The following is a 19,400-nucleotide window of genomic DNA, read 5'->3' on the forward strand; positions in this document are numbered from 1 at the left end:
CCACGAAGCGGGCGTGTTCAGCGCTTGGCTCCGATCTTCTCCAGTGTGCGCAGTTCACGTGGCAGCAGTTGCTGTGTGGATGCGCGGGCCTTGATGCGCTCGTAGTGCGCCAGCAGGTTCGGCCAGCGGCCGGCATCCAGGGTTTCCCCGCCGTGCTCCATGTTGATCAGTTGGCTGGCCAGCGCCAGGTCGGCCATGGACAGTTGTTCGCCAAGGAAGTAGGGCGCGTCACCCAACGTGGCCTCGAAATAGTCGAAGTGGTTGGGCAGCTTGTCCCTGAGCGTCTGCTGCACCTTTTCCTCATCGCATGGCTGACCCATGGTGGCTTTCAGCACGCGGTTGCGAAATACGGTGAAGGTACACAGCGGCGCCAGCTCGTAGTCCGCGTATTTTTCCAGCCAGCGTACCTTGGCGCGTTGCTCCGCACCGTCGCCATATAGCGGCATGTGCTCAGGGTAGCGCTCTTCCAGGTATTGGCAGATGACGCTGGAGTCCGCCAGCTTCAGGTCACCATCGCGAAAGGCGGGAATCCGGCCTAGCGGATTGAGCTCGCGAAACCAGTCCGGCTGGCCGAAGGGCATGACCACCTCGAGCTCGTAATCCAGGCCCTTTTCGATCAGGCACAGGCAGAGTTTGCGGACGAAGGGAGACAGGGGTGCTCCGTAAACGGTCAGGCTCATTACAACTCCTATCGGCGGTCAACGTGGTTGACTGAGTGAAGGCGGTCGTCTGCTCAGTCGTAGATGTTCTTCTTCTTCCAGTCGTCTTCCAGGTCCTTCAGACCTTCGGTCAACTGGCTGGGTTCATCCGCGTTGGGTACGCTGTTGTTGAGCACCATGGCATTGGCGCGCGCCAATTGCTCTTCGAAACGCTTGAGTTGCGTCTGGTAAGGGGTTGGGTCAGGTTGCTTGCGCAGGTATTGCACGCCGCGTTCGAAGGCCAGGCGGGCCTGGCCGGGTTGATTCTGCTGCATGGCCGTCTGGCCCAGGGTGCTGAAGAACTCGATATGCACCAGTACCAGCATCTGACGAATCTGCTTGAGCCAGTGCTTGCCATCGTTGGCGGGCAGCAGGCCGCCCTGTACCGAACTGGTGATCAGGGCGTGCAGGTTTTCCAGAAGGAAACGTACGTCCTTGGCCTTGGCTTCGTTGGCGATGGGCTGTGGTGGGTTCTTCACCGGGATGGATTCGCCCTGAGCGACCTGAGCCCTGAGGGTGTCGATATCGGTCTTCAGTCTGGCGTTCTGCTTGTCCAGCGGCAGCAGGCGTTCGCTGACTTGCAGCTGCAACTGGCTCAGTAGCAGCTTCAGCTGCGGTGTCATCAGCTGCCCAGGCATGCGTTCGGAGATATCCTGGCAGCGACGAATGCGGTCGAGCAGATCAGCGCGCTGGCGCGCTTTCTCCAGCTTGCTGTTCTCGACGGCGTGGTTGATGTAGGCAATCACCATCAGCAGGGCGATGCCGCCGACGATCAGCATGGTTATCACGAGTGCGGACACTGCTTGGGACCTCTCGAGAATCGACTTTTCGACCGAGTGTAGTGGCTTGGCTGCATGGCTCCTAGTGGCATATCGATTTATGGGCTGAAGTCTTTGATTTTAAAAATTTTTTAGAGAGAGGTTGACGACCCTCGAAAGGCTCCATAGAATGCGCGCCACTTCCAGCGCAATGCTAGAAACAGAGCGAAGGAAGCCGGAAAGTTGCTTGATGTTCCGGGGTGTGTCCCCTTCGTCTAGTGGCCTAGGACACCGCCCTTTCACGGCGGTAACAGGGGTTCGAGTCCCCTAGGGGACGCCACTTCAAGTTGTACCGCGGGAATAGCTCAGTTGGTAGAGCACGACCTTGCCAAGGTCGGGGTCGCGAGTTCGAGTCTCGTTTCCCGCTCCAAAATTTGGAAATGCTGCTTCGGCAGGGTTTCAAACGAAGTTCCAGGTCCCCTTCGTCTAGTGGCCTAGGACACCGCCCTTTCACGGCGGTAACAGGGGTTCGAGTCCCCTAGGGGACGCCACTTCAAGTTGTACCGCGGGAATAGCTCAGTTGGTAGAGCACGACCTTGCCAAGGTCGGGGTCGCGAGTTCGAGTCTCGTTTCCCGCTCCAAATAAACGAAAACGCCGCTCAATCGAGCGGCGTTTTCGTTTCTATCGTTCGTACAGACACAAAACAAAAGGCCCGCCGGTTTACCGTGCGGGCCTTTTGTTTATTGGCCGATCAGTGCTTGGAGCCGTCGGTGGGCAGTGCCAGCAGCTGTTTTTCCTGATTCCAGTCGAAGGGTTCGTCGTTCTCCTCGGCTTCGAAACGGCGCTCGTCGAGGGCCTGGTACAGGGCGATTTCCTCGTCGGGCATGAAGTGCAGGCAGTCGCCGCCAAAGAACCACAGCAGGTCGCGCGGTACCAGATGGGCGATCTGCGGGTAGCGGTGGAACACCTGGCTGATCAGATCCTGGCCCAGGTACTGGCTGGACACCGGGTCGCGCGGCAGTTCGGCGAGCAGTTCGTCGTAGCGCTCGAGGAACAGGGCATGGCTGTCGTCGAGCACCTGTTCGGCTTCGCCCAGGGCGACGAGGATGCCGCGCAGGTGGTTGAGCAGGGCGAGGTGGTGTTCTAGATGGCTGGCCATGGTGCGGTTTCCTGAAGGGTAAAACGGGCGCAGGAGTATAGAGTTCCTGGCGCCCGCTGTCCCGTTTGGCTGGCCTTCGTGGGAGGGCTTTCGGCTAGGGCATCCTGCTTCGCTCTACCTCCTGCATCCCTGCAGTCGTAGCCGCGACGCAAGAAATTCACGGCTAAAAGCCCCTCCCACAAGCGGTTCGACTCAGCGTACCTTGCCGCGGCTCAGCTTGAGCTCTTCCTTGGCGAAGTCGTCGACGTCGATCACCCGACGGCGCGCCGCTTCGGCGGCTTGCAGGCGCTGGCCCTGTTCGCCGTCGAGGATGCCGGCAGCGATCGCCGCCTCGATGGCGTCCTGGCCCGGAGCCGGTTGCAGGCTGCCATCCTTGAGCGCCTGGTGCAGACGCTTGCGCGCATCCTGGCTGGCTTGCACCAGGTTCAGCGCGTGTTGCAGGGCCCCAACCGAATCCTGATCGGCCTGCGGCCGGTAGCAACCTTCCAGTACCGACTCCAGTGCCGGGTCGCCGGCCTGGCGGCCAATGATCGCGGCCACTTCGGCGTCCAGTTCGTCGCTCGGGCCGTGATGGCGGCGGCCCAGCGGGAACACCAGCACTTTCAGCAGGCAGCCGAACAGGCGGTTGGGGAAGTTGCTCAGCAGGTCATCGAGTGCCTGCTCGGCGTGGTAAAGGTTTTCCTCCATGGCCCAGCGCAGCAGCGGACGAATTGCTTCCGGGTAGTCCAGGTCGTGGTAGCGCTTGAGCGCGGCCGAGCCCAGGTAGAGATGGCTGAGCACGTCGCCCAGGCGTGCAGACAGGCGCTCGCGGCGTTTCAGGTCGCCGCCGAGCAACATCATGCTGCTGTCGGCGCATAGGGCGAAGGCCGCGGCCAGGCGGTTGAGGGCGCGGTAGTAAGGTTGGCTGAGGTCATCGCCGGGCACCTGGCCCAGGCGGTTCAGTGTCAGCCCCAAGAGGAAGCTGCTGGCGGCGTTACCGACGGCGAAGCCGATATGGCTCATCAGCAGTGAGTCGAACTCGGCCAGTGCCTGATCCTTGTCCTCGCGGTCGGCCAGGGCCATTTCCTTGAGCACGTAGGGGTGGCAGCGGATGGCGCCCTGGCCGAAGATCATCAGATTGCGCGAGAGAATGTTGGCGCCCTCGACGGTGATGAAGATCGGCGCGCCCTGCCAGGAGCGGGCCAGGTAGTTGTTCGGGCCCATGATGATGCCCTTGCCTCCGTGCACGTCCATGGCGTGGCCGATGCACTCGCGGCCGCGTTCGGTGAGGTGGTACTTGAGAATCGCCGATAGCACCGAGGGCTTCTCGCCCAGGTCGACGGCGTTGGCGGTGAGGATACGCGCGCTGTCCATCAGCCAGGCGTTGCCGCCGATGCGCGCCAGGGCTTCCTGGATGCCCTCGAAGGCGGCCAGCGGTACGTTGAATTGCTCGCGCAACTGGGCGTACTGGCCGGTGGCGAGGCTGGTGAACTTGGCCGCGCCGGTGCCGACTGCCGGCAGCGAGATGGAGCGGCCGACCGACAGGCAGTTCATCAGCATCATCCAGCCCTTGCCGAGGTACTCCTGGCCACCGATCAGGTACTCCAGCGGAATGAACACGTCCTTGCCCGAGTTCGGCCCGTTCATGAAGGCAGCGCCCAGCGGCAGGTGACGACGGCCGATTTCCACGCCGGGGGTATCGGTGGGGATCAGCGCCAGGCTGATGCCCAGGTCTTCCTTGTCGCCGAGCAGATGATCCGGGTCGTAGGCCTTGAAGGCCAGGCCGAGCAGGGTGGCCACCGGGCCGAGGGTGATGTAGCGCTTCTCCCAGTTCAGGCGCAGGCCGATCACTTCCTCGCCGTTGTACTGGCCTTTGCAGATGATCCCGGTGTCCGGCATCGCGCCGGCGTCGGAACCGGCCAGCGGGCCGGTGAGGGCGAAGCAGGGAATGTCATCGCCGCGCGCCAGGCGCGGCAGGTAGTGCTGGCGCTGCTCATCGGTGCCGTAATGCAGCAGCAGTTCGGCCGGGCCGAGGGAGTTGGGCACCATCACGGTGGAGGCCAGGTCGCCGCTGCGGGTGGCCAGCTTCATTGCCACCTGCGAGTGGGCGTAGGCGGAAAAGCCCTTGCCGCCGTACTCCTTGGGAATGATCAAGGCGAAGAAGCCGTGCTGCTTGATGTGTTCCCAGGCTTTCTCCGGCAGATCCATCTGCTGGCCAACCTGCCAGTCGCTGATCATCGCGCAGAGTTCTTCGGTGGGGCCGTCGATGAACGCCTGTTCCTCTTCGCTCAGCTTGGCCTTGGGGTAGGCCAGCAGCTTGTCCCAGTCCGGTTTGCCGCTGAACAGCTCGCCATCCCACCACACCGTGCCGGCTTCGATGGCATCGCGCTCGGTCGCCGACATTGGCGGTAGTACGCGCTGGAACCAGGCGAACAGCGGGCTGGTGAACAGTTGCCGGCGTAGATCGCCGAGCAGGATGAACGCGGCGACGGCGCCGGTGACGATCCACAGCAGCAGTTGCAACCAGCCCGGTACCGGGCTGAACAATGCCATGGCCACCAGGTAGGCTGCGGTGATGCCGAGGGCAGGTAGGGCGGCGGTACGGCTATGGGCCAGGTAGGCGACCCCGAGCAGCAGAACCAGCAACCAGATGACGAGCATGTGCATTCCTCCATGATTCGAGCGGGCGACGCCCCGAGCATAGCCATAAATGGCGGCAGGGGCGGTGAGCTTGGCCGGATCGTCGTCAACGTGGCGCAATTGACGGGATTAGACTGAAGCAAACTTCAGGAGCCCTCGCCATGCAGAACTGTCTACGTCCCGTCCGCTTCATTGACAGTGACCATCGCGCGGTAGTCGAGTTCGCCGAACGTTGGCGTGGTGCGTCACGAGAACCGACCAGTCAGGCCGTGGCCCTGTATCTGGCGGTGCGTGACGAGGTTCGCTACAACCCCTATGCCTTCAGCCTCGATGCGCAGACATTGAAGGCCAGTCATGCATTGGCGGCCGGTGAGTCCTACTGCGTGCCCAAGGCTAATCTGCTCGCTGCCTGTGCCCGGCATTGTGGGATTCCCGCGCGTATCGGTTTGGCCGATGTGCGCAATCACCTGTCCACGCCGCGCCTGCTGGAACTGCTGCGCAGCGAGGTGTTCGCCATGCATGGCTACACCGAACTGTATCTGGACGGGCGCTGGGTCAAGGCCACGCCGGCGTTCAACGAGGCGCTATGCCGGGTGTTCAAGGTGGCGCCGCTGGAGTTCGACGGCGTGCATGACAGCGTCTTCCACCCCTACAACGACCAGGGTGAGCGCTACATGGAGTACCTGGTCGACCACGGTCAGTTCGAGGATCTGCCGGAGCAACTATTCTTTGATCACCTGCGCGGCTGCTACCCGCATCTGTTCGAGTCCGGGGCGCTGCAGCTCGGTGGTGATATGCAGCGCGAGGCCAGTGTTATCGACTGAGTCGATAATCAAGATCGCCAGGATGGCCTTTTCTCTGCGCGCCAGGGTCGGTAGGGTGCATGCCAGTGAGGAGCGGATGAAACACCAGGTTGCAATCGCCGGTGTCCGCCCTCATCTATAACCACCTCACTCTCGCGCGGGAAATCCCATCTTCATGAGCTCCGCCCTGACCATTCGCCAGTTGACCAAGACCTACGGAAACGGCTTCCAGGCCCTGCACGGCATCGATCTGGACGTCGCCGAAGGGGATTTCTTCGCCTTGCTCGGCCCCAACGGTGCCGGCAAATCCACCACCATCGGTGTGCTCTCCACGCTGGTGAACAAGAGTGGCGGCACGGTCAGCGTGTTCGGCCATGACCTCGACCGCGAGCCTTATGCGCTCAAGCGCTGCCTGGGCGTGGTGCCGCAGGAGTTTAACTTCAACCAGTTCGAGAAGGTGTTCGACATCGTCGTCACCCAGGCCGGCTACTACGGTATTCCGCGCTCGATCGCCAAGGAGCGCGCCGAGCAGTACCTGACCCAGCTCGGCCTATGGGACAAGCGCGACGTCGCCTCACGCGAACTGTCCGGCGGCATGAAGCGCCGCCTGATGATCGCCCGCGCTCTGGTGCACCAGCCTCGCCTGCTGATCCTCGATGAACCGACTGCCGGGGTGGATATCGAGCTGCGCCGTTCGATGTGGAGCTTCCTCACCGAGCTGAACAAGCAGGGCACCACCATCATTCTGACCACCCACTACCTGGAAGAGGCCGAGCAGCTCTGTCGCAACATCGGCATCATCGACCACGGCCGTATCGTCGAGCTGAGCAGCATGAAGGATCTGTTGAAGAAGCTGCATGTCGAGACCTTCCTGCTCGACCTCAAGGATTCCTATAGCGAGGCGCCTAACCTGAGCGGTTATCCGGTGCGCCTGGTCGACCACCACACCCTGGAGGTGCAGGTGGAGAAGAGCCAGGGCCTCAATGCACTGTTCCAGCAGCTGGCGCAGCAGCAGGTCGAGGTGCTCAGCCTGCGTAACAAGAGCAATCGCCTGGAGGAGCTGTTCGTCTCCCTGGTGGAAAAGAACCTGGCCAAGGTGGCGCAATGACTTCTCAGTACCTCAACAGCGAATTCGCCGCCAACCTGGTGGCCCTGCGTACCATCGTTCACCGCGAAATCCGCCGTTTCGTGCGCATCTGGCCGCAGACGCTGCTACCGCCAGCGATCACCATGGTCCTGTACTTCGTCATCTTCGGTAACCTGATCGGCCGGCAGATCGGCGACATGGGGGGCTTCAGCTACATGGAGTACATCGTGCCGGGGCTGATCATGATGTCGGTGATCACCAACAGCTACGGCAACGTGGTGTCGAGCTTCTTCGGCAGCAAGTTCCAGCGCAACGTCGAGGAGCTGCTGGTGTCGCCGGTGTCACCGCATACCATCCTCATCGGTTTCGTCGTCGGTGGCGTGCTGCGCGGGCTGGCGGTGGGCTTCATCGTCACGCTGCTGTCGTTGTTCTTCACCCACCTGCAGGTGCATCACCTGGGCGTGACCGTGCTGGTGGTGCTGCTGACGGCGACCATCTTCTCCCTCGGTGGCTTCGTCAACGCGGTGTATGCGCGCAACTTCGACGACATTTCGATCATCCCGACCTTCGTGCTGACGCCGCTGACCTACCTGGGCGGGGTGTTCTACTCCATCACCCTGTTGCCGCCGTTCTGGCAGACGGTGTCGCTGGGCAACCCGATCCTGCACATGGTCAACGCCTTCCGTTACGGCATTCTTGGGGTGTCCGACATCCGTATCGGCGTGGCAGTCGGCTTCATGCTGCTGGCCACCGCTGCGCTTTATGCCCTGTGCATCCGTCTGCTGGTCAGCGGCCGTGGCATGCGTCAGTGATGTTTGCCGCTCATGTAGGGGCGGATTTATCCGCGATTCTCGCGGCGCCACCGCGACTAAACGTTAATGTGTAGCCCGGATGCAATCCGGGGGACGGCTGCTATGTTCCCCGGATTTCATCCGGGCTACGGTTGAATGCTCGCGGCTAGGCCGCTGCTACAGGATGTGGCGGCGACTGAAAAAACATAGCGAAATAACTTGCGCCCCTGTCAGTAACGCAGCAGCCGGTTAGACTCCGCCTCTACCAAGAAAAAGAGGCTGATCATGACCGTGCTGTTGCGTGCTCTTCCATGGCTGTGTCTGGGCTTGTTCATGACGCCTGCGCTGGCTGCCGAAGGGCCAATGGTCGAGATCGTGCCGGTGCGGCAGATGGAGGTGCGTGACGAGCTGATCACCTTCGGTTCGCTGCGCTCCGACGAGTCGGTGATGATTCGCCCGGAAGTGGAAGGGCGCCTGGCCACCCTGCATTTCCGCGAGGGCCAGGCGGTGACCGCCGGCGACCTGCTGATCAGCCTCGATGATGCGATTGCCCGCGCCGAATTTGCCCAGGCGCGGGCCAATCTTGATCTCGCTGAGAAAAACCACCAGCGTGCGCAGATGCTGTTTCAGCGTGGTGCCAGCAACGCCCAGGCGCTGGACGAGGCGCAGAGCCAGCTGCAGGCCGCGCGTGCCAGTCAGGCCCTGGCCCAGGCGCGGCTCGACAAGACCCAGATCAAGGCCCCTCATGACGGCACGCTCGGCCTGCGCCAGGCCAGCGTCGGTGACTACCTCAGTGCCGGGCAGAACATCGTCAACCTGGAGGTGCTCGACCCGCTCAAGGTCGACTTCCGTATTCCGCAGAAGGCCGTGGCCCAGGTGCGCCTCGGCCAGACCGTGGAAATCACCCTCGATACTTACCCCGGCGAACGCTTTCGTGGCGAAATCTTCGCCATCAACCCGCGCCTCGACGAAGCCGGGCGCAGCCAGGCGATCCGCGCGCATATCGGCAACGATGACCGCCGCCTGCGTCCCGGACAGTTCGTCCGAGTTTCGGTGATTCTCGAAGAGCGGCCCAATGCGCTGGTTATCCCGGAAGAGGCGGTGATGCCGCAGGGCGACAAGTTGCTGGTCAATCTGGTGGTCGATGGCAAGGTCGAGCGCCGCGAAGTGACCCTGGGCAAGCGTTTCGACGGGCTGGTCGAGGTGCGTGAAGGCCTGCAGGGCGACGAAACCATCATCAGTGCCGGTTGGCAGCGCGTGCGCGAAGGGCTGGCCGTACGCACCAAGAGCGGGGAGCGCCAGCCGTGACACTCTCCGATGTCTGCATTCGCCGGCCGGTATTCGCCACTGTTCTGTCGCTGATCGTGGTGCTGCTGGGGCTGATGGCCTACGACCGCCTCAATGTGCGTGAATACCCCAATATCGACGTGCCCATCGTCACCGTGCAGGTCACCTATCCAGGGGCCAGCCCGGAGATCATGGAGTCGCAGGTAGCGCAGCCGGTGGAGGACGTACTCTCCGGCATCGAGGGGTTGGACTTCGTCACCTCCATCAGTCGCGCGGAAAACACCCAGATCACCGCGCAATTCCGTCTTGGCCGCAGCGCCGACGAGGCTGCCAACGACGTGCGTGATCGCCTGGGGCGGGTGCGCAACCTGCTGCCGGACGAGGTGGACGAGCCCATCGTGCAGAAGGTCGAGGCCGACGCTCAACCGGTGGTGTGGATCGCCTTCCACAGTCAGCAGCACAGCGCCATGGAGATCACCGACGTGCTGGAGCGGGTGATCAAGGATCGCCTGCAGACCATTCCTGGTGTCTCCGAAGTGCAGGTGCGCGGTGCGCGTACCTTCTCCATGCGGATCTGGCTCGATCCGGAGAAGCTCGCCGCGCACAACCTCACCGTGCAGGACGTGGAAGACGCCCTGCGTCGGCAGAACGTGGAAATCCCGGCCGGGCGCATCGAGTCGCGCGAGCGTGAGTTCAGCGTGCTGTCGGAAACCGATCTGCGCACGCCGGAGCAGTTCAACGAGCTGATTCTCGACGATTCGCAGGGCTACCTGCTGCGGCTGTCCGATGTCGGTCGCGCCGAGGTGGGGCCGCGCGACGAGCGCACCGTGGTTCGCTTCAATGGCTTGCCGGCGGTGACTCTGGGTCTGGTCAAACAGGCCACGGCCAACCCGCTGGACATTTCCGATGGCCTCGAAGCCGCTTGGCCCGACGTCAAGGAGTTGCTGCCCGACGGCATGAACATGACGGTGGCCAACGACAACTCGCAGTTCATCCGCGAATCCATCGACAACGTCTTCACCACTATCTGGGAAGCGGTGGCACTGGTCATCCTGATCATCTTCATCTTCCTGCGCTCGTTGCGCGCGACGCTGATTCCGCTGGTGACCATCCCCGTTTCGTTGATCGGCGCCTTCGCTCTGATGTCGCTGATGGGCTTCACCATCAACACCCTGACCCTGCTGGCCATGGTTTTGGCCATCGGTCTGGTGGTGGACGACGCCATCGTCATGCTAGAGAACATCCATCGCCATATCGAGGCCGGGATGAAGCCCATGCAGGCGGCCTTCAAGGGCAGCCGCGAGATCGCCTTCGCGGTGATCGCCATGACCCTGACCCTGGCAGCCGTTTTCGCCCCCATCGGCTTCATGCAGGGTACCACCGGCAAGCTGTTCACCGAGTTCGCCTGGACCCTGGCTGGCGCCGTGCTGGTCTCGGGTTTCGTGGCGCTGACGCTGACACCGATGATGTGCGCGGTGATGCTCAAACCGCACCAGCACGGACAGCGTCATGGCCGCGTGTACAACCTGATCGAAGGCTTCCTCAATGGCCTGACCTACAGCTACAAGCACAGCCTGGACCGTGCCCTGCACGCCTGGCCGCTGGTGCTTGGCGTGCTGCTCGGCGCCTTCGTGATGTGCGCCTGGCTGTTCGGTGGCTTGCGTTCGGAACTGGCGCCGACCGAAGACACCGGCACCATCGTCGGCGTGTTCAATGGCCCGGACGGCGCCACCATCGATTACACGGCGCGCTACGCCCGTGAGGTCGAGGCTGCTTATGCGAGCATCCCGGAGACCAATCGCTATCTGGTCATTGCGGGTTTTCCGACCGTGGCCCAGGGCATTTCCTTCATGAAGCTGGAGGACTGGGGCGACCGCTCGCGTACCCAGTTCGAGATTCGCAATGAGTTGTTGCCAAAGTTGCAGGACATCGCCGGCATGCGCGTTACCCCGGTCAATCGCCCACCGTTGGGACAGAGCGCGCGTAACCAGCCGATCAACTTCGTCGTGCGCTCGTCCATGGAGTACGCCGAACTGCAGGGTTACGTCGATCAACTGATGGAGCGCATGCGTGATTATCCGGGCCTGGAGGGGCTGGACAGCGACCTCAAACTCAACTCGCCGCAGCTCAAGATCACCGTCAACCGTGAGCAGGCGGTGGCGGTCGGCACCGATGTATCGGTGATCGGACGCAGCCTGGAAAGTCTGTTCGGCAGCCGTCAGGTGACCCGCTTCAAGCAGAATGGCGAGCAGTATGACGTGCTGGTGCAGTTGCAGGACGTCGACCGCAGCAACCCGCAGGATCTGGATCGCGTCTATGTGCGTGACCGTGACGGCGGCATGGTGCAGCTGTCCAACCTGATCGAGGTGCGCGAGACGGTGGCGCCGCGCGAGCTCAATCACTTCAACCAGCTACGTGCGGTGACCATCAGTGCCAACGTCGGCACCGGCTACACCCTGGGCGAGGCGCTCAATCATCTGGAAGTCGCCGCCCGTGAGGTATTTCCGCCAGAGACGCAATACGACTACACCGGCACGTCGCGCGACTTCAAGGAATCCAGCTCGGGCATTCTGCTGATCTTCGCCCTGGCCCTGGCGTTCATCTTTCTGGTGCTGGCGGCGCAGTTCGAGAGTTTCAGTGACCCGCTGATCATTCTGTTCAGTGTGCCATTGTCGATGGCCGGCGCCTTGCTGGCACTGAAGCTGTTCGGCGGCACCTGGAATATCTACTCGCAGATCGGCCTGGTGACCCTGATTGGCCTGATCACCAAGCACGGCATCCTTATCGTCGAGTTCGCCAACCACCTGCTGCGTGAGGGCAAGGCCCTGCGCGAGGCGGTGATCGAGGCCTCGGTGCAGCGCCTGCGGCCGATCCTGATGACCACCGGCGCCATGGTACTCGGCTCGCTGCCGCTGGCCATCGCCAGCGGAGCCGGCGCGGAAAGCCGTCAGCAGATCGGCCTGGTGATCGTCGGCGGGCTGCTGGTCGGCACCTTCTTCACCCTCTACGTGATTCCGACGCTGTACCTGCTGCTGCGCCGCTGGGCGCCACTGCGCAAGATCGAGGAGGAGCCGGTGGCGGTCTGAATCCTGTAGGAGGCGCTTTAGCGGCGAGCTTTTGCAGCCTCTCACAGTTCACTGGGCTACTGATTTTTGTTGTAGGAGCGAGCTCTGCTCGCGAAGCTTCTGGCTGTAAGGCAATTCGCGAGCAGAGCTCGCTCCTACAGGTAGTCTGCGTAGTGCTTCGCGGGTGCGGCGTGGCGCTCAACCCGTTAAACTTGCGCGGTTTTTCGCCACCCTGGATTGCGCGCCATGCAGCACCCCGCCGAACATTCCCCGCTGGGCAAGTCCAGCCAGTACATCGCCGAATACAGCCCAGAGCTGCTATTCCCCATCTCGCGCACCACCAAGTGGGCGGAGCTGGGTCTGGATGGCGCCAGCCTGCCGTATCAGGGCGTGGACTACTGGAACTGCTACGAGCTGTCCTGGCTGCTGCCGTCCGGCAAGCCGGTGGTGGCCATCGGTGAGTTCGCCATCCCCGCAGACTCGCCGAACATCATCGAGTCGAAGTCCTTCAAGCTGTACCTCAATTCCCTGAACCAGTCCGCTTTCGCCGGTTGGGACGAGCTGCAAGCGACGCTGGTGCGTGACCTGTCGGCGGTGGCCGGTAAGCCGGTGGCGGTGCGCCTGCGCTCGCTGGCTGAAGTTTCTGAGGAGGGCGTGGCGACGCTGCCGGGTCAGTGCATCGATGAACTGGACATCAGTGTCAGCCAGTACGACCACCCGCAGCCCGAGCTGCTGCGTTGCGACGCTGGCCGGGTGCTGGAAGAGAGCCTGCACAGCCATCTGCTCAAGTCCAACTGCCCGGTTACCGGCCAGCCGGACTGGGGCAGTCTGGTAGTCGAGTACCGCGGCGCGGCGCTGGATCATGCCAGCCTGCTGGCTTATCTGGTGAGCTTCCGTCAGCACGCGGATTTTCACGAGCAGTGCGTCGAGCGCATCTTCCTCGATCTGCAGCGCCTGCTGCAGCCGCAGTCGCTGACTGTCTATGCGCGCTACGTGCGCCGTGGTGGGCTGGACATCAATCCGTATCGCAGCACCGAGGCGCTCAAGCCGGAAAATGGCCGCCTGGCGCGCCAGTAACCCATGAAAAATGCCGCTTAGACAATGCTGCCAATGCGGCCTTTGTAGGAGCCCCGCCCCGGGGCGAAGCTTTTCGCGTCAGCCCCGCCCAGGTTCGCGGCGGGGCGCCGCTCCTACACGTTCGATGCATCGACGCTTGGCTAAGTGGCATTGGCCAAGCGGCGACATTTTGCTTGAAACGCCGGGCCTGAGCCGGGGCAGGGCATTCAGATGCCCATATTGGCCAGGCTCTGCATAATGTTGCGCAGGGTGCCGGCGAGGGTAGGGTGGCTGGCCTCGAAACGTTCCACCGCCAGATTGACGCCATCGATCAGCGTGGCGTCAGGCGCTGAGGCGGCTTCACGCGCCAATTGCACTTCGATTTCCTGGGTCAGCAGGTAAAGCGATGCGCGTTCTTCCTCGCTGAGCGGCGTGTCCTGGGCCAGGTGTTGCTGGAGGGCTTCCAGTTGCTGCTGCAGGTCGCTTGCTGGCATAGAGTTCTCCTTGTCGAATCAGCTTAGGCATTGACCCCCAGCGGCGCTGGAAGTTTTCAACCCGTACCTGAAGGTTAATCCAAGCGGGCCGGCTTTGCCTGATCCGAGTCAAAGGCTCAGGGCTTTTCGCCCTTGCTCCGGCGCACGCCGATATCGTCCAGGCTGGCCTCGATTTCTCCCAGATGATCGATCACCGAGTGCACGCCCAGACGATAGAGCTGCAGCGTGGCCTCGGCGCGCAGGTGTTCCTGATCGCTCGCGCCCAGTGCCTGCCAGTCGGCCAGGGCGTAGCCGCACAGTGGCCCGCAGGCGGCCAGGCCGATGGTCCAGCAGCCGGCATTGAGCCCGGCTTGCAGCAGTAGCGGATTACCGCTGACGACAACACAGCCATCCAGGTGCTCGACGTCCAGCTGGCTCAATGCCTGCCAGCAACTGTCTGGCGCCGGCCATGGCCTGGCCTGGCGCGCCAGCACCGCTTCGACGGGCGTGGGCAGCGCTTCGGCCAGGCGCAGGCTGGCGTCGGCTGGAAGGTCGTCCAGCCAGGCGCAGGGCGTGCCGTCGGCATGCAGGGTTTGCAGCAACTGTGCAGCACCCGGGGTCAGTTCGGCATGTTCTCCGGCCACCTCGCTCAGCGTCTGTTGCAGCGCCTGCAGTTGTGTGCTGGTTGCCGACTTGCCTAACCATGCATCCAGCGCCTGTTGCGGCGTACCGGTCGGGTTCGCGGTTGTGCGCTCGGGATGCAGCCGTTGCAGCGCGACAGGTAGCGTGCGGGCGCCGAAGTCGACCAGGCAGCCGGACAGTTGAAAGATCAGGGCGGTGCAGGGGGAGGGCATGGGATCATCCGTGGCATTGGCCTAGGCCAATCTAACGCCGACGGATGACCGTAATGTGACTGCTAGGTGACGTTGAACAGGCCGCGTACATGCTCCGGCAGGGCTACCGACTTGCCACCTTCGTGGTCGATCCACACCAGTTTGCAGTAACCCTTACCGTAGACCGTGAGCGGGTCTTCGACGGTGGTCAGCCGGTGAGCGATCACCAGGCTGCTGCGCCCCACCGCGCCAGCCCTCAGTTCCACCACCACGGTGGCGGGGTGGATCACCGGTTTCAGGTAGGTGTGCTGGGTTTGCAGTACCACCGGACCGAACGGCACGTTGCTCATGGCTACGCCGGCCAGCTCGAACCAGGCGACACGGGCTTCTTCCAGGTACTGCATGTAGATGATGTTGTTGACGTGCCCGTAGCTGTCCATGTCGCCCCAGCGTACAGGGATGTGTGCCGTGTGCAGCAAGGTTTTGTCGGTCATCGCTTTTCTTCGCTATGCTGCCCAATCAGGGCTCCAGGCTTTATACTACGCGGCATTCGGCCCGCTGGCGGTGGCCACATTATTTTCCTCAAGGAGAGATTTAAATGCATGTGATCGGTGCTCGCTGGATCGCGCGCCTGGGTGGCCTGATGGCCCTCGTCGGCCTCAGCCTGCTGCCTGCGATGAGTCAGGCCGCTTCGGAAGAAGATCCTTGGGAGAGTTTCAATCGCCCCATCTTCCGCTTCAACGATACCGTCGACACCTATGCGCTGAAGCCGATCGCCCAGGGTTACCGGGCTGTCACGCCGCAGTTTCTCGAAGATGGCGTGCACAACGTCTTCGGCAATATCGGCGACGTTGGCAATCTGGCCAACAACCTGCTGCAGGGCAAGTTGCACAACGCCGGCGTCGATACCGGTCGCCTGATCTTCAACACCACCTTCGGTGTGCTGGGCTTCTTCGACGTGGCCAAGCACATGGGCCTGCGCAAGAATGACGAAGACTTCGGTCAGACCCTGGGTGTCTGGGGGCTGAACAGCGGCCCTTACCTGGTCATCCCGCTCCTCGGCCCAAGCACTGTGCGTGATGCCACCGGTCGAGTGCCGGACAGCTTCCTGACGCCGTATCCGTACATGGATCACGTACCGACGCGCAACGTCACCCGTGGCGTACAGGTGGTCGACACCCGTGCCAACCTGCTGCAGGCCGAGCGACTGGTCAGCGGCGACAAGTACATCTTCATCCGCAACGCCTACTTGCAGAGCCGTGAGTTCAAGGTGAAGGATGGGCAAGTCGAAGACGATTTCTAAGCCCTGTAGATACGAAAAAGGCGGCCTCTGAGCCGCCTTTTTCGTAAATGCAGATTTCAGCTCATGGAGATGATTGCCAGGCCCAGCGACTGACGACCGTCGCCCAGATCGCCTATTCGCACCACCTCGGCTTGGGCGTCGAGCCCGGCGAGTTCGCTGTGCTCTGAAGGGATGTGGACCTTGACCTTGTCGCCCATGCTCAGGGCCGCTTCAGCCTCGATTTGCATGCCTGTACTGGAAAGATCCAGGCACAGTGCAGGGATTTCCCGGCCAGCGTGATGGAGGACGACTGCAGCTTCCAGTCGCATGCGGATGTAGTCGCGTTTCTCGCTGTACGCTCGATCATTCTGACTCATGGACCCTGTCCTCTTCTTATGAGCTCTCCCGCGGCTCTTATAACCCTCGTCGATTTGACCTGTAAAGCCGCCGAACGACGACCGGTCCCGGCTTGAATCGGCCGGCAGATGGGAGTACCGTCTGCCCCTTGAAATCGCCCTGGCGCCATAGATGCGGCGCCGCGCCATGGGCAGTGACCAAAATTGCCCTGGCGCAGTTTGCCTGGATACCCCATGCACAAAACCAGTGCCACTCTGCTGATCATCGACGACGACGATGTCGTACGTGCAAGCCTCGCGGCCTACCTCGAGGACAGCGGCTTCAAGGTGTTGCAGGCCAACAACGGTTTGCAGGGGCTGGAAGTGTTCCAGCAGGAAGGCCCCGACCTGATGATCTGCGACCTGCGCATGCCGCAGGTCGACGGTCTTGAACTGATTCGACGTATCAACGCGCTGGGTGTCGAGGTGCCGGTGATCGTCGTTTCCGGCGCCGGCGTGATGAACGATGCCGTCGAAGCCCTGCGTCTCGGCGCTGCCGACTACCTGATCAAACCTCTCGAAGACCTGGCGGTGCTGGAGCACTCGGTGCGTCGCGCGCTGGATCGTGCGCGTCTGCGCGTCGAGAACCAGCTCTATCGCGAGAAGCTGGAGGCGACCAATCGTGAGCTCCAGGCCAGCCTGCATCTGTTGCAGGAAGACCAGAACGCCGGCCGTCAGGTGCAGATGAACATGTTGCCGGTGACGCCCTGGCAGGCCGATGGCCTGAACTTCGCGCACCAGATCATTCCGTCGCTGTACCTGTCCGGTGACTTCGTCGATTACTTCCGTATCGACGAGCGACGCATCGCGTTCTATTTGGCCGATGTCTCCGGTCATGGGGCGTCCTCGGCATTCGTCACCGTGCTGCTCAAGTTCATGACCACGCGCCTGCTCTACGAGTGGCGGCGTGGCGGTACGCTGCCGCAGTTCAAACCCTCGGATGTGCTCGGCCATATCAACCGCGGCCTGATCAACTGCAAGCTGGGCAAGCACGTGACCATGCTCGGCGGCGTGATCGACGAGGAGAGCGGCATGCTCACCTACAGCATCGGCGGGCATCTGCCATTGCCGGTGCTGTTCGAGAATGGCCAGGCGCGTTACCTGGAAGGCCGCGGTCTGCCGGTCGGCCTTTTCGAAGAAGCCGAATACGGCGATCTGGTGATGCAGTTGCCTGAGTCTTTCAGCCTGACCCTGCTCTCCGACGGCATTCTCGACCTGTTGCCCGGCGACACGCTGAAAGAGAAGGAATTGGCGCTGCCACAACTGGTTAGCCAAGCAGGCGGTACGCTGGGCGGTTTGCGTCAAGTTCTCGGTCTGGCCAATCTGGGCGAGATGCCGGATGATATCGCCTTGCTGGTGTTGAGCAGGAACCTTGCATGAATCCTGGGATAAGCCCCGGTCGCATCCAATTCGCCGAGCAGGATGGAACCTTCGTCCTGAAGTTTGTCGGTGAAGTCCGTCTGACGCTGTGTTCAGCTCTGGATGCCACGATTGAAAAGATTTTCACCGCGTTGAATTTTTCGGCCATCGTCATCGACTTGACTGAAACGCGCAGTATCGACAGCACGACTCTCGGTTTGCTGGCGAAATTGTCCATTCTGTCGCGGCAGAAGGTGGGCCTGTTGCCGACCGTTGTCACCACTCACGACGACATCACCCGTTTGCTGGAGTCTATGGGTTTCGATCAGGTGTTCAACATCGTCGATCGGCCGATTCCCTGCCCGGATTGTCTGGATGATCTGCCTTCGCAGGATCAGTCCGAAGAGGTGGTGAAGGCCAAGGTGCTGGAAGCGCACCGCATTCTGATGGGGCTCAACGACTCCAATCGCGAGGCCTTTCACGATTTGGTCAGCGCGCTCGAGCGGCACTGATCTTCCGCTTTCCTGTAGGTGCGCCGCGCGCACCGATACCTGCAAAGAAGATCGCTGGCGCGCACGGCGCACCCTAGGTTTCGAACTCGCAATGAAAAGGGGCGTCAGCTTGGCTGACGCCCCTTTGTCATTCAGGCCTTGGCGGCCAGCAGGGCTTCGAGTTTCTCCTGATCGCGGGCGAACAGGCGGATGCCTTCGGCCAGCTTCTCGGTGGCCATGGCGTCTTCGTTCAGCGCCCAGCGGAAGCCGCCTTCATCGAGGCTCTGGCGAGGTTCGCCGGTAGCACCAGAGGCGAGCTGGCGACTGAGTTGGCCATCGTCCTCAGCCAGTTTCTGCAGCAGGTCGGGGCTGATGGTCAGGCGGTCGCAACCGGCCAGCGCTTCGATCTGACCAAGGTTGCGGAAGCTTGCCCCCATCACCACGGTGTCGTAGCCGTTGGCCTTGTAGTAGTTGTAGATGCGTTTGACCGACTGCACGCCAGGATCATCGTTGCCTACGAAATCACGGCCCTCGGCCTTCTTGTACCAATCGTAGATGCGCCCCACGAACGGCGAGATGAGGAATATGCCGGCATCGGCGCAGGCCTGTGCCTGGGCGAAGGCGAACAGCAGGGTCAGGTTGGTCTGCACGCCGGCTTTTTCCAGCTGCTCGGCGGCGCGGATGCCCTCCCAGGTCGAAGCTATCTTGATCAGTACGCGATCGCGGCCAATACCCGCTTTTTCGTAAAGGCCGATCAGGCGCTCGGCGCGGCGCAGGGTCGCGTCGGTGTCGAACGACAGGCGCGCATCGACTTCGGTGGAAATGCGCCCCGGAATGACCTTGAGGATCTCCTGGCCGACGGCCACCGCGAAGTGATCGCAGGCCAATCCCAAGTCTCCCTTGCCGGTACTCACTGCCTGATTCAACAGATCGGCATAGCGGGGCAGGGCTGCCGCCTTGAGCAGCAGCGAAGGGTTGGTGGTGGCATCCACCGGTTGCAGCCGGGCGATGGCGTCGAGGTCACCGGTGTCAGCGACTACGGTAGTGAACTGCTTGAGTTGTTCCAGCTTGGAGGTCATGACGAGGCCTTGTCGTTGCAGATGGCATGACCTTACCCGAGGCGCTGCAAGCGCTCAACGGTCGGGTCACTGACAAAATTTACCTTTTCGGGCTGCGCTTTTCGCTGGCTCGTTCGTCTTTAGTAATGACGGTACGTGAGAACGTACCGAAGTCGGTGGAGTCC

At 62.2% G+C, this 19,400-nt stretch carries 18 protein-coding genes and 4 tRNA genes; 13 read left to right on the top strand and 9 right to left on the bottom strand.

The features are described 5' to 3' along the window. Positions 1–17: 17 nt before the first annotated feature. Positions 18–680 (bottom strand): glutathione S-transferase family protein, encoded by a 663-nt coding sequence (locus tag BLS08_RS22175; RefSeq protein ID WP_017679260.1) that lies wholly within the window; start codon positions 678–680, stop codon positions 18–20. Positions 681–733: 53 nt separating this feature from the next. Then, positions 734–1,477 carry a hypothetical protein gene (locus BLS08_RS22180; protein WP_017679261.1) on the bottom strand — a complete coding sequence of 248 codons (744 nt, stop codon included), beginning with the start codon at positions 1,475–1,477 and terminating at the stop codon, positions 734–736. A gap of 243 nt (positions 1,478–1,720) precedes the next feature. Between BLS08_RS22180 and BLS08_RS22185 the strand changes: the two genes are divergently transcribed. The 4 genes from BLS08_RS22185 (at position 1,721) to BLS08_RS22200 (ending at position 2,097) form a co-directional block, all read left to right on the top strand. Continuing rightward, positions 1,721–1,796: transfer RNA gene (locus BLS08_RS22185), tRNA-Glu, on the top strand. 14 nt (positions 1,797–1,810) lie between these two features. Beyond that, positions 1,811–1,886: transfer RNA gene (locus BLS08_RS22190), tRNA-Gly, on the top strand. 45 nt (positions 1,887–1,931) lie between these two features. After that, positions 1,932–2,007: transfer RNA gene (locus tag BLS08_RS22195), tRNA-Glu, on the top strand. A 14-nt stretch (positions 2,008–2,021) separates the two neighbouring features. After that, a tRNA-Gly gene (locus BLS08_RS22200) sits at positions 2,022–2,097 on the top strand. 111 nt (positions 2,098–2,208) lie between these two features. Here the strand turns inward: BLS08_RS22200 and BLS08_RS22205 are convergent. Together BLS08_RS22205 and BLS08_RS22210 are read right to left on the bottom strand one after the other, a co-directional pair. Beyond that, positions 2,209–2,616, bottom strand: coding sequence for a PA2817 family protein (locus tag BLS08_RS22205; protein ID WP_090337542.1), 408 nt, complete (start codon positions 2,614–2,616; stop codon positions 2,209–2,211). A 192-nt stretch (positions 2,617–2,808) separates the two neighbouring features. Beyond that, on the bottom strand, positions 2,809–5,256 hold the full coding sequence (locus tag BLS08_RS22210) for an acyl-CoA dehydrogenase (protein WP_090337544.1): 2,448 nt from the start codon (positions 5,254–5,256) through the stop codon (positions 2,809–2,811). A gap of 140 nt (positions 5,257–5,396) precedes the next feature. Here BLS08_RS22210 and BLS08_RS22215 point away from each other — a divergent pair, with 140 nt between their 5' ends. The 6 genes from BLS08_RS22215 to queF all read left to right on the top strand — a co-directional run bounded on the left by BLS08_RS22215 (position 5,397) and on the right by queF (position 13,345). Beyond that, the gene (locus BLS08_RS22215; protein ID WP_090337546.1) at positions 5,397–6,059 is read left to right on the top strand and encodes a transglutaminase-like domain-containing protein; all 663 of its coding nucleotides are present in this window, start codon (positions 5,397–5,399) and stop codon (positions 6,057–6,059) included. Between the two features lie 154 nt (positions 6,060–6,213). Beyond that, positions 6,214–7,146 (top strand): ABC transporter ATP-binding protein, encoded by a 933-nt coding sequence (locus BLS08_RS22220; protein WP_090337548.1) that lies wholly within the window; start codon positions 6,214–6,216, stop codon positions 7,144–7,146. After that, a complete protein-coding gene (locus BLS08_RS22225) occupies positions 7,143–7,937 on the top strand; it encodes an ABC transporter permease (protein WP_017679266.1) in 795 nt (264 codons plus the stop codon). Before BLS08_RS22220 ends, BLS08_RS22225 begins: the two co-directional genes overlap by 4 nt. Before the next feature lie 264 nt (positions 7,938–8,201). Continuing rightward, the gene (locus BLS08_RS22230; protein ID WP_090337550.1) at positions 8,202–9,224 is read left to right on the top strand and encodes an efflux RND transporter periplasmic adaptor subunit; all 1,023 of its coding nucleotides are present in this window, start codon (positions 8,202–8,204) and stop codon (positions 9,222–9,224) included. Beyond that, entirely contained in the window at positions 9,221–12,289 is a 3,069-nt protein-coding gene (locus BLS08_RS22235) for an efflux RND transporter permease subunit (protein WP_090337552.1), read from the top strand. Before BLS08_RS22230 ends, BLS08_RS22235 begins: the two co-directional genes overlap by 4 nt. Before the next feature lie 225 nt (positions 12,290–12,514). After that, the gene (gene queF, locus BLS08_RS22240; protein ID WP_090337554.1) at positions 12,515–13,345 is read left to right on the top strand and encodes an NADPH-dependent 7-cyano-7-deazaguanine reductase QueF; all 831 of its coding nucleotides are present in this window, start codon (positions 12,515–12,517) and stop codon (positions 13,343–13,345) included. A 206-nt stretch (positions 13,346–13,551) separates the two neighbouring features. Here the strand turns inward: queF and BLS08_RS22245 are convergent, their stop codons facing one another. From BLS08_RS22245 to BLS08_RS22255, 3 genes are all read right to left on the bottom strand, one after another. Further along, the gene (locus BLS08_RS22245; RefSeq protein ID WP_003460925.1) at positions 13,552–13,818 is read right to left on the bottom strand and encodes a DUF4404 family protein; all 267 of its coding nucleotides are present in this window, start codon (positions 13,816–13,818) and stop codon (positions 13,552–13,554) included. A gap of 116 nt (positions 13,819–13,934) precedes the next feature. Further along, a complete protein-coding gene (locus tag BLS08_RS22250) occupies positions 13,935–14,651 on the bottom strand; it encodes an HAD superfamily inactivated hydrolase PcrP (protein ID WP_090337556.1) in 717 nt (238 codons plus the stop codon). A gap of 62 nt (positions 14,652–14,713) precedes the next feature. Further along, positions 14,714–15,124 carry an acyl-CoA thioesterase gene (locus tag BLS08_RS22255; protein WP_090337558.1) on the bottom strand — a complete coding sequence of 137 codons (411 nt, stop codon included), beginning with the start codon at positions 15,122–15,124 and terminating at the stop codon, positions 14,714–14,716. Positions 15,125–15,228: 104 nt separating this feature from the next. Here BLS08_RS22255 and BLS08_RS22260 point away from each other — a divergent pair, with 104 nt between their 5' ends. Beyond that, positions 15,229–15,933 (top strand): MlaA family lipoprotein, encoded by a 705-nt coding sequence (locus BLS08_RS22260; protein ID WP_017679272.1) that lies wholly within the window; start codon positions 15,229–15,231, stop codon positions 15,931–15,933. Positions 15,934–15,989: 56 nt separating this feature from the next. Here BLS08_RS22260 and BLS08_RS22265 read toward each other — a convergent pair whose 3' ends face one another. Next, positions 15,990–16,289 carry a PilZ domain-containing protein gene (locus tag BLS08_RS22265; RefSeq protein WP_017679273.1) on the bottom strand — a complete coding sequence of 100 codons (300 nt, stop codon included), beginning with the start codon at positions 16,287–16,289 and terminating at the stop codon, positions 15,990–15,992. A gap of 213 nt (positions 16,290–16,502) precedes the next feature. Here BLS08_RS22265 and rssB point away from each other — a divergent pair, with 213 nt between their 5' ends. Then, complete coding sequence (rssB, locus tag BLS08_RS22270; protein ID WP_045735379.1) at positions 16,503–17,687, top strand: two-component system response regulator RssB; 1,185 nt, start codon at positions 16,503–16,505, stop codon at positions 17,685–17,687. 8 nt (positions 17,688–17,695) lie between these two features. Next, on the top strand, positions 17,696–18,178 hold the full coding sequence (rssC, locus tag BLS08_RS22275) for an anti-sigma factor antagonist RssC (protein ID WP_026088796.1): 483 nt from the start codon (positions 17,696–17,698) through the stop codon (positions 18,176–18,178). A 131-nt stretch (positions 18,179–18,309) separates the two neighbouring features. Here rssC and tal read toward each other — a convergent pair whose 3' ends face one another. After that, positions 18,310–19,236, bottom strand: coding sequence for a transaldolase (gene tal / locus BLS08_RS22280; RefSeq protein WP_090337561.1), 927 nt, complete (start codon positions 19,234–19,236; stop codon positions 18,310–18,312). Positions 19,237–19,400: the final 164 nt, after the last annotated feature.

Source organism: Ectopseudomonas chengduensis (assembly GCF_900102635.1).
GTDB classification, from domain to species: domain Bacteria; phylum Pseudomonadota; class Gammaproteobacteria; order Pseudomonadales; family Pseudomonadaceae; genus Aquipseudomonas; species Aquipseudomonas chengduensis.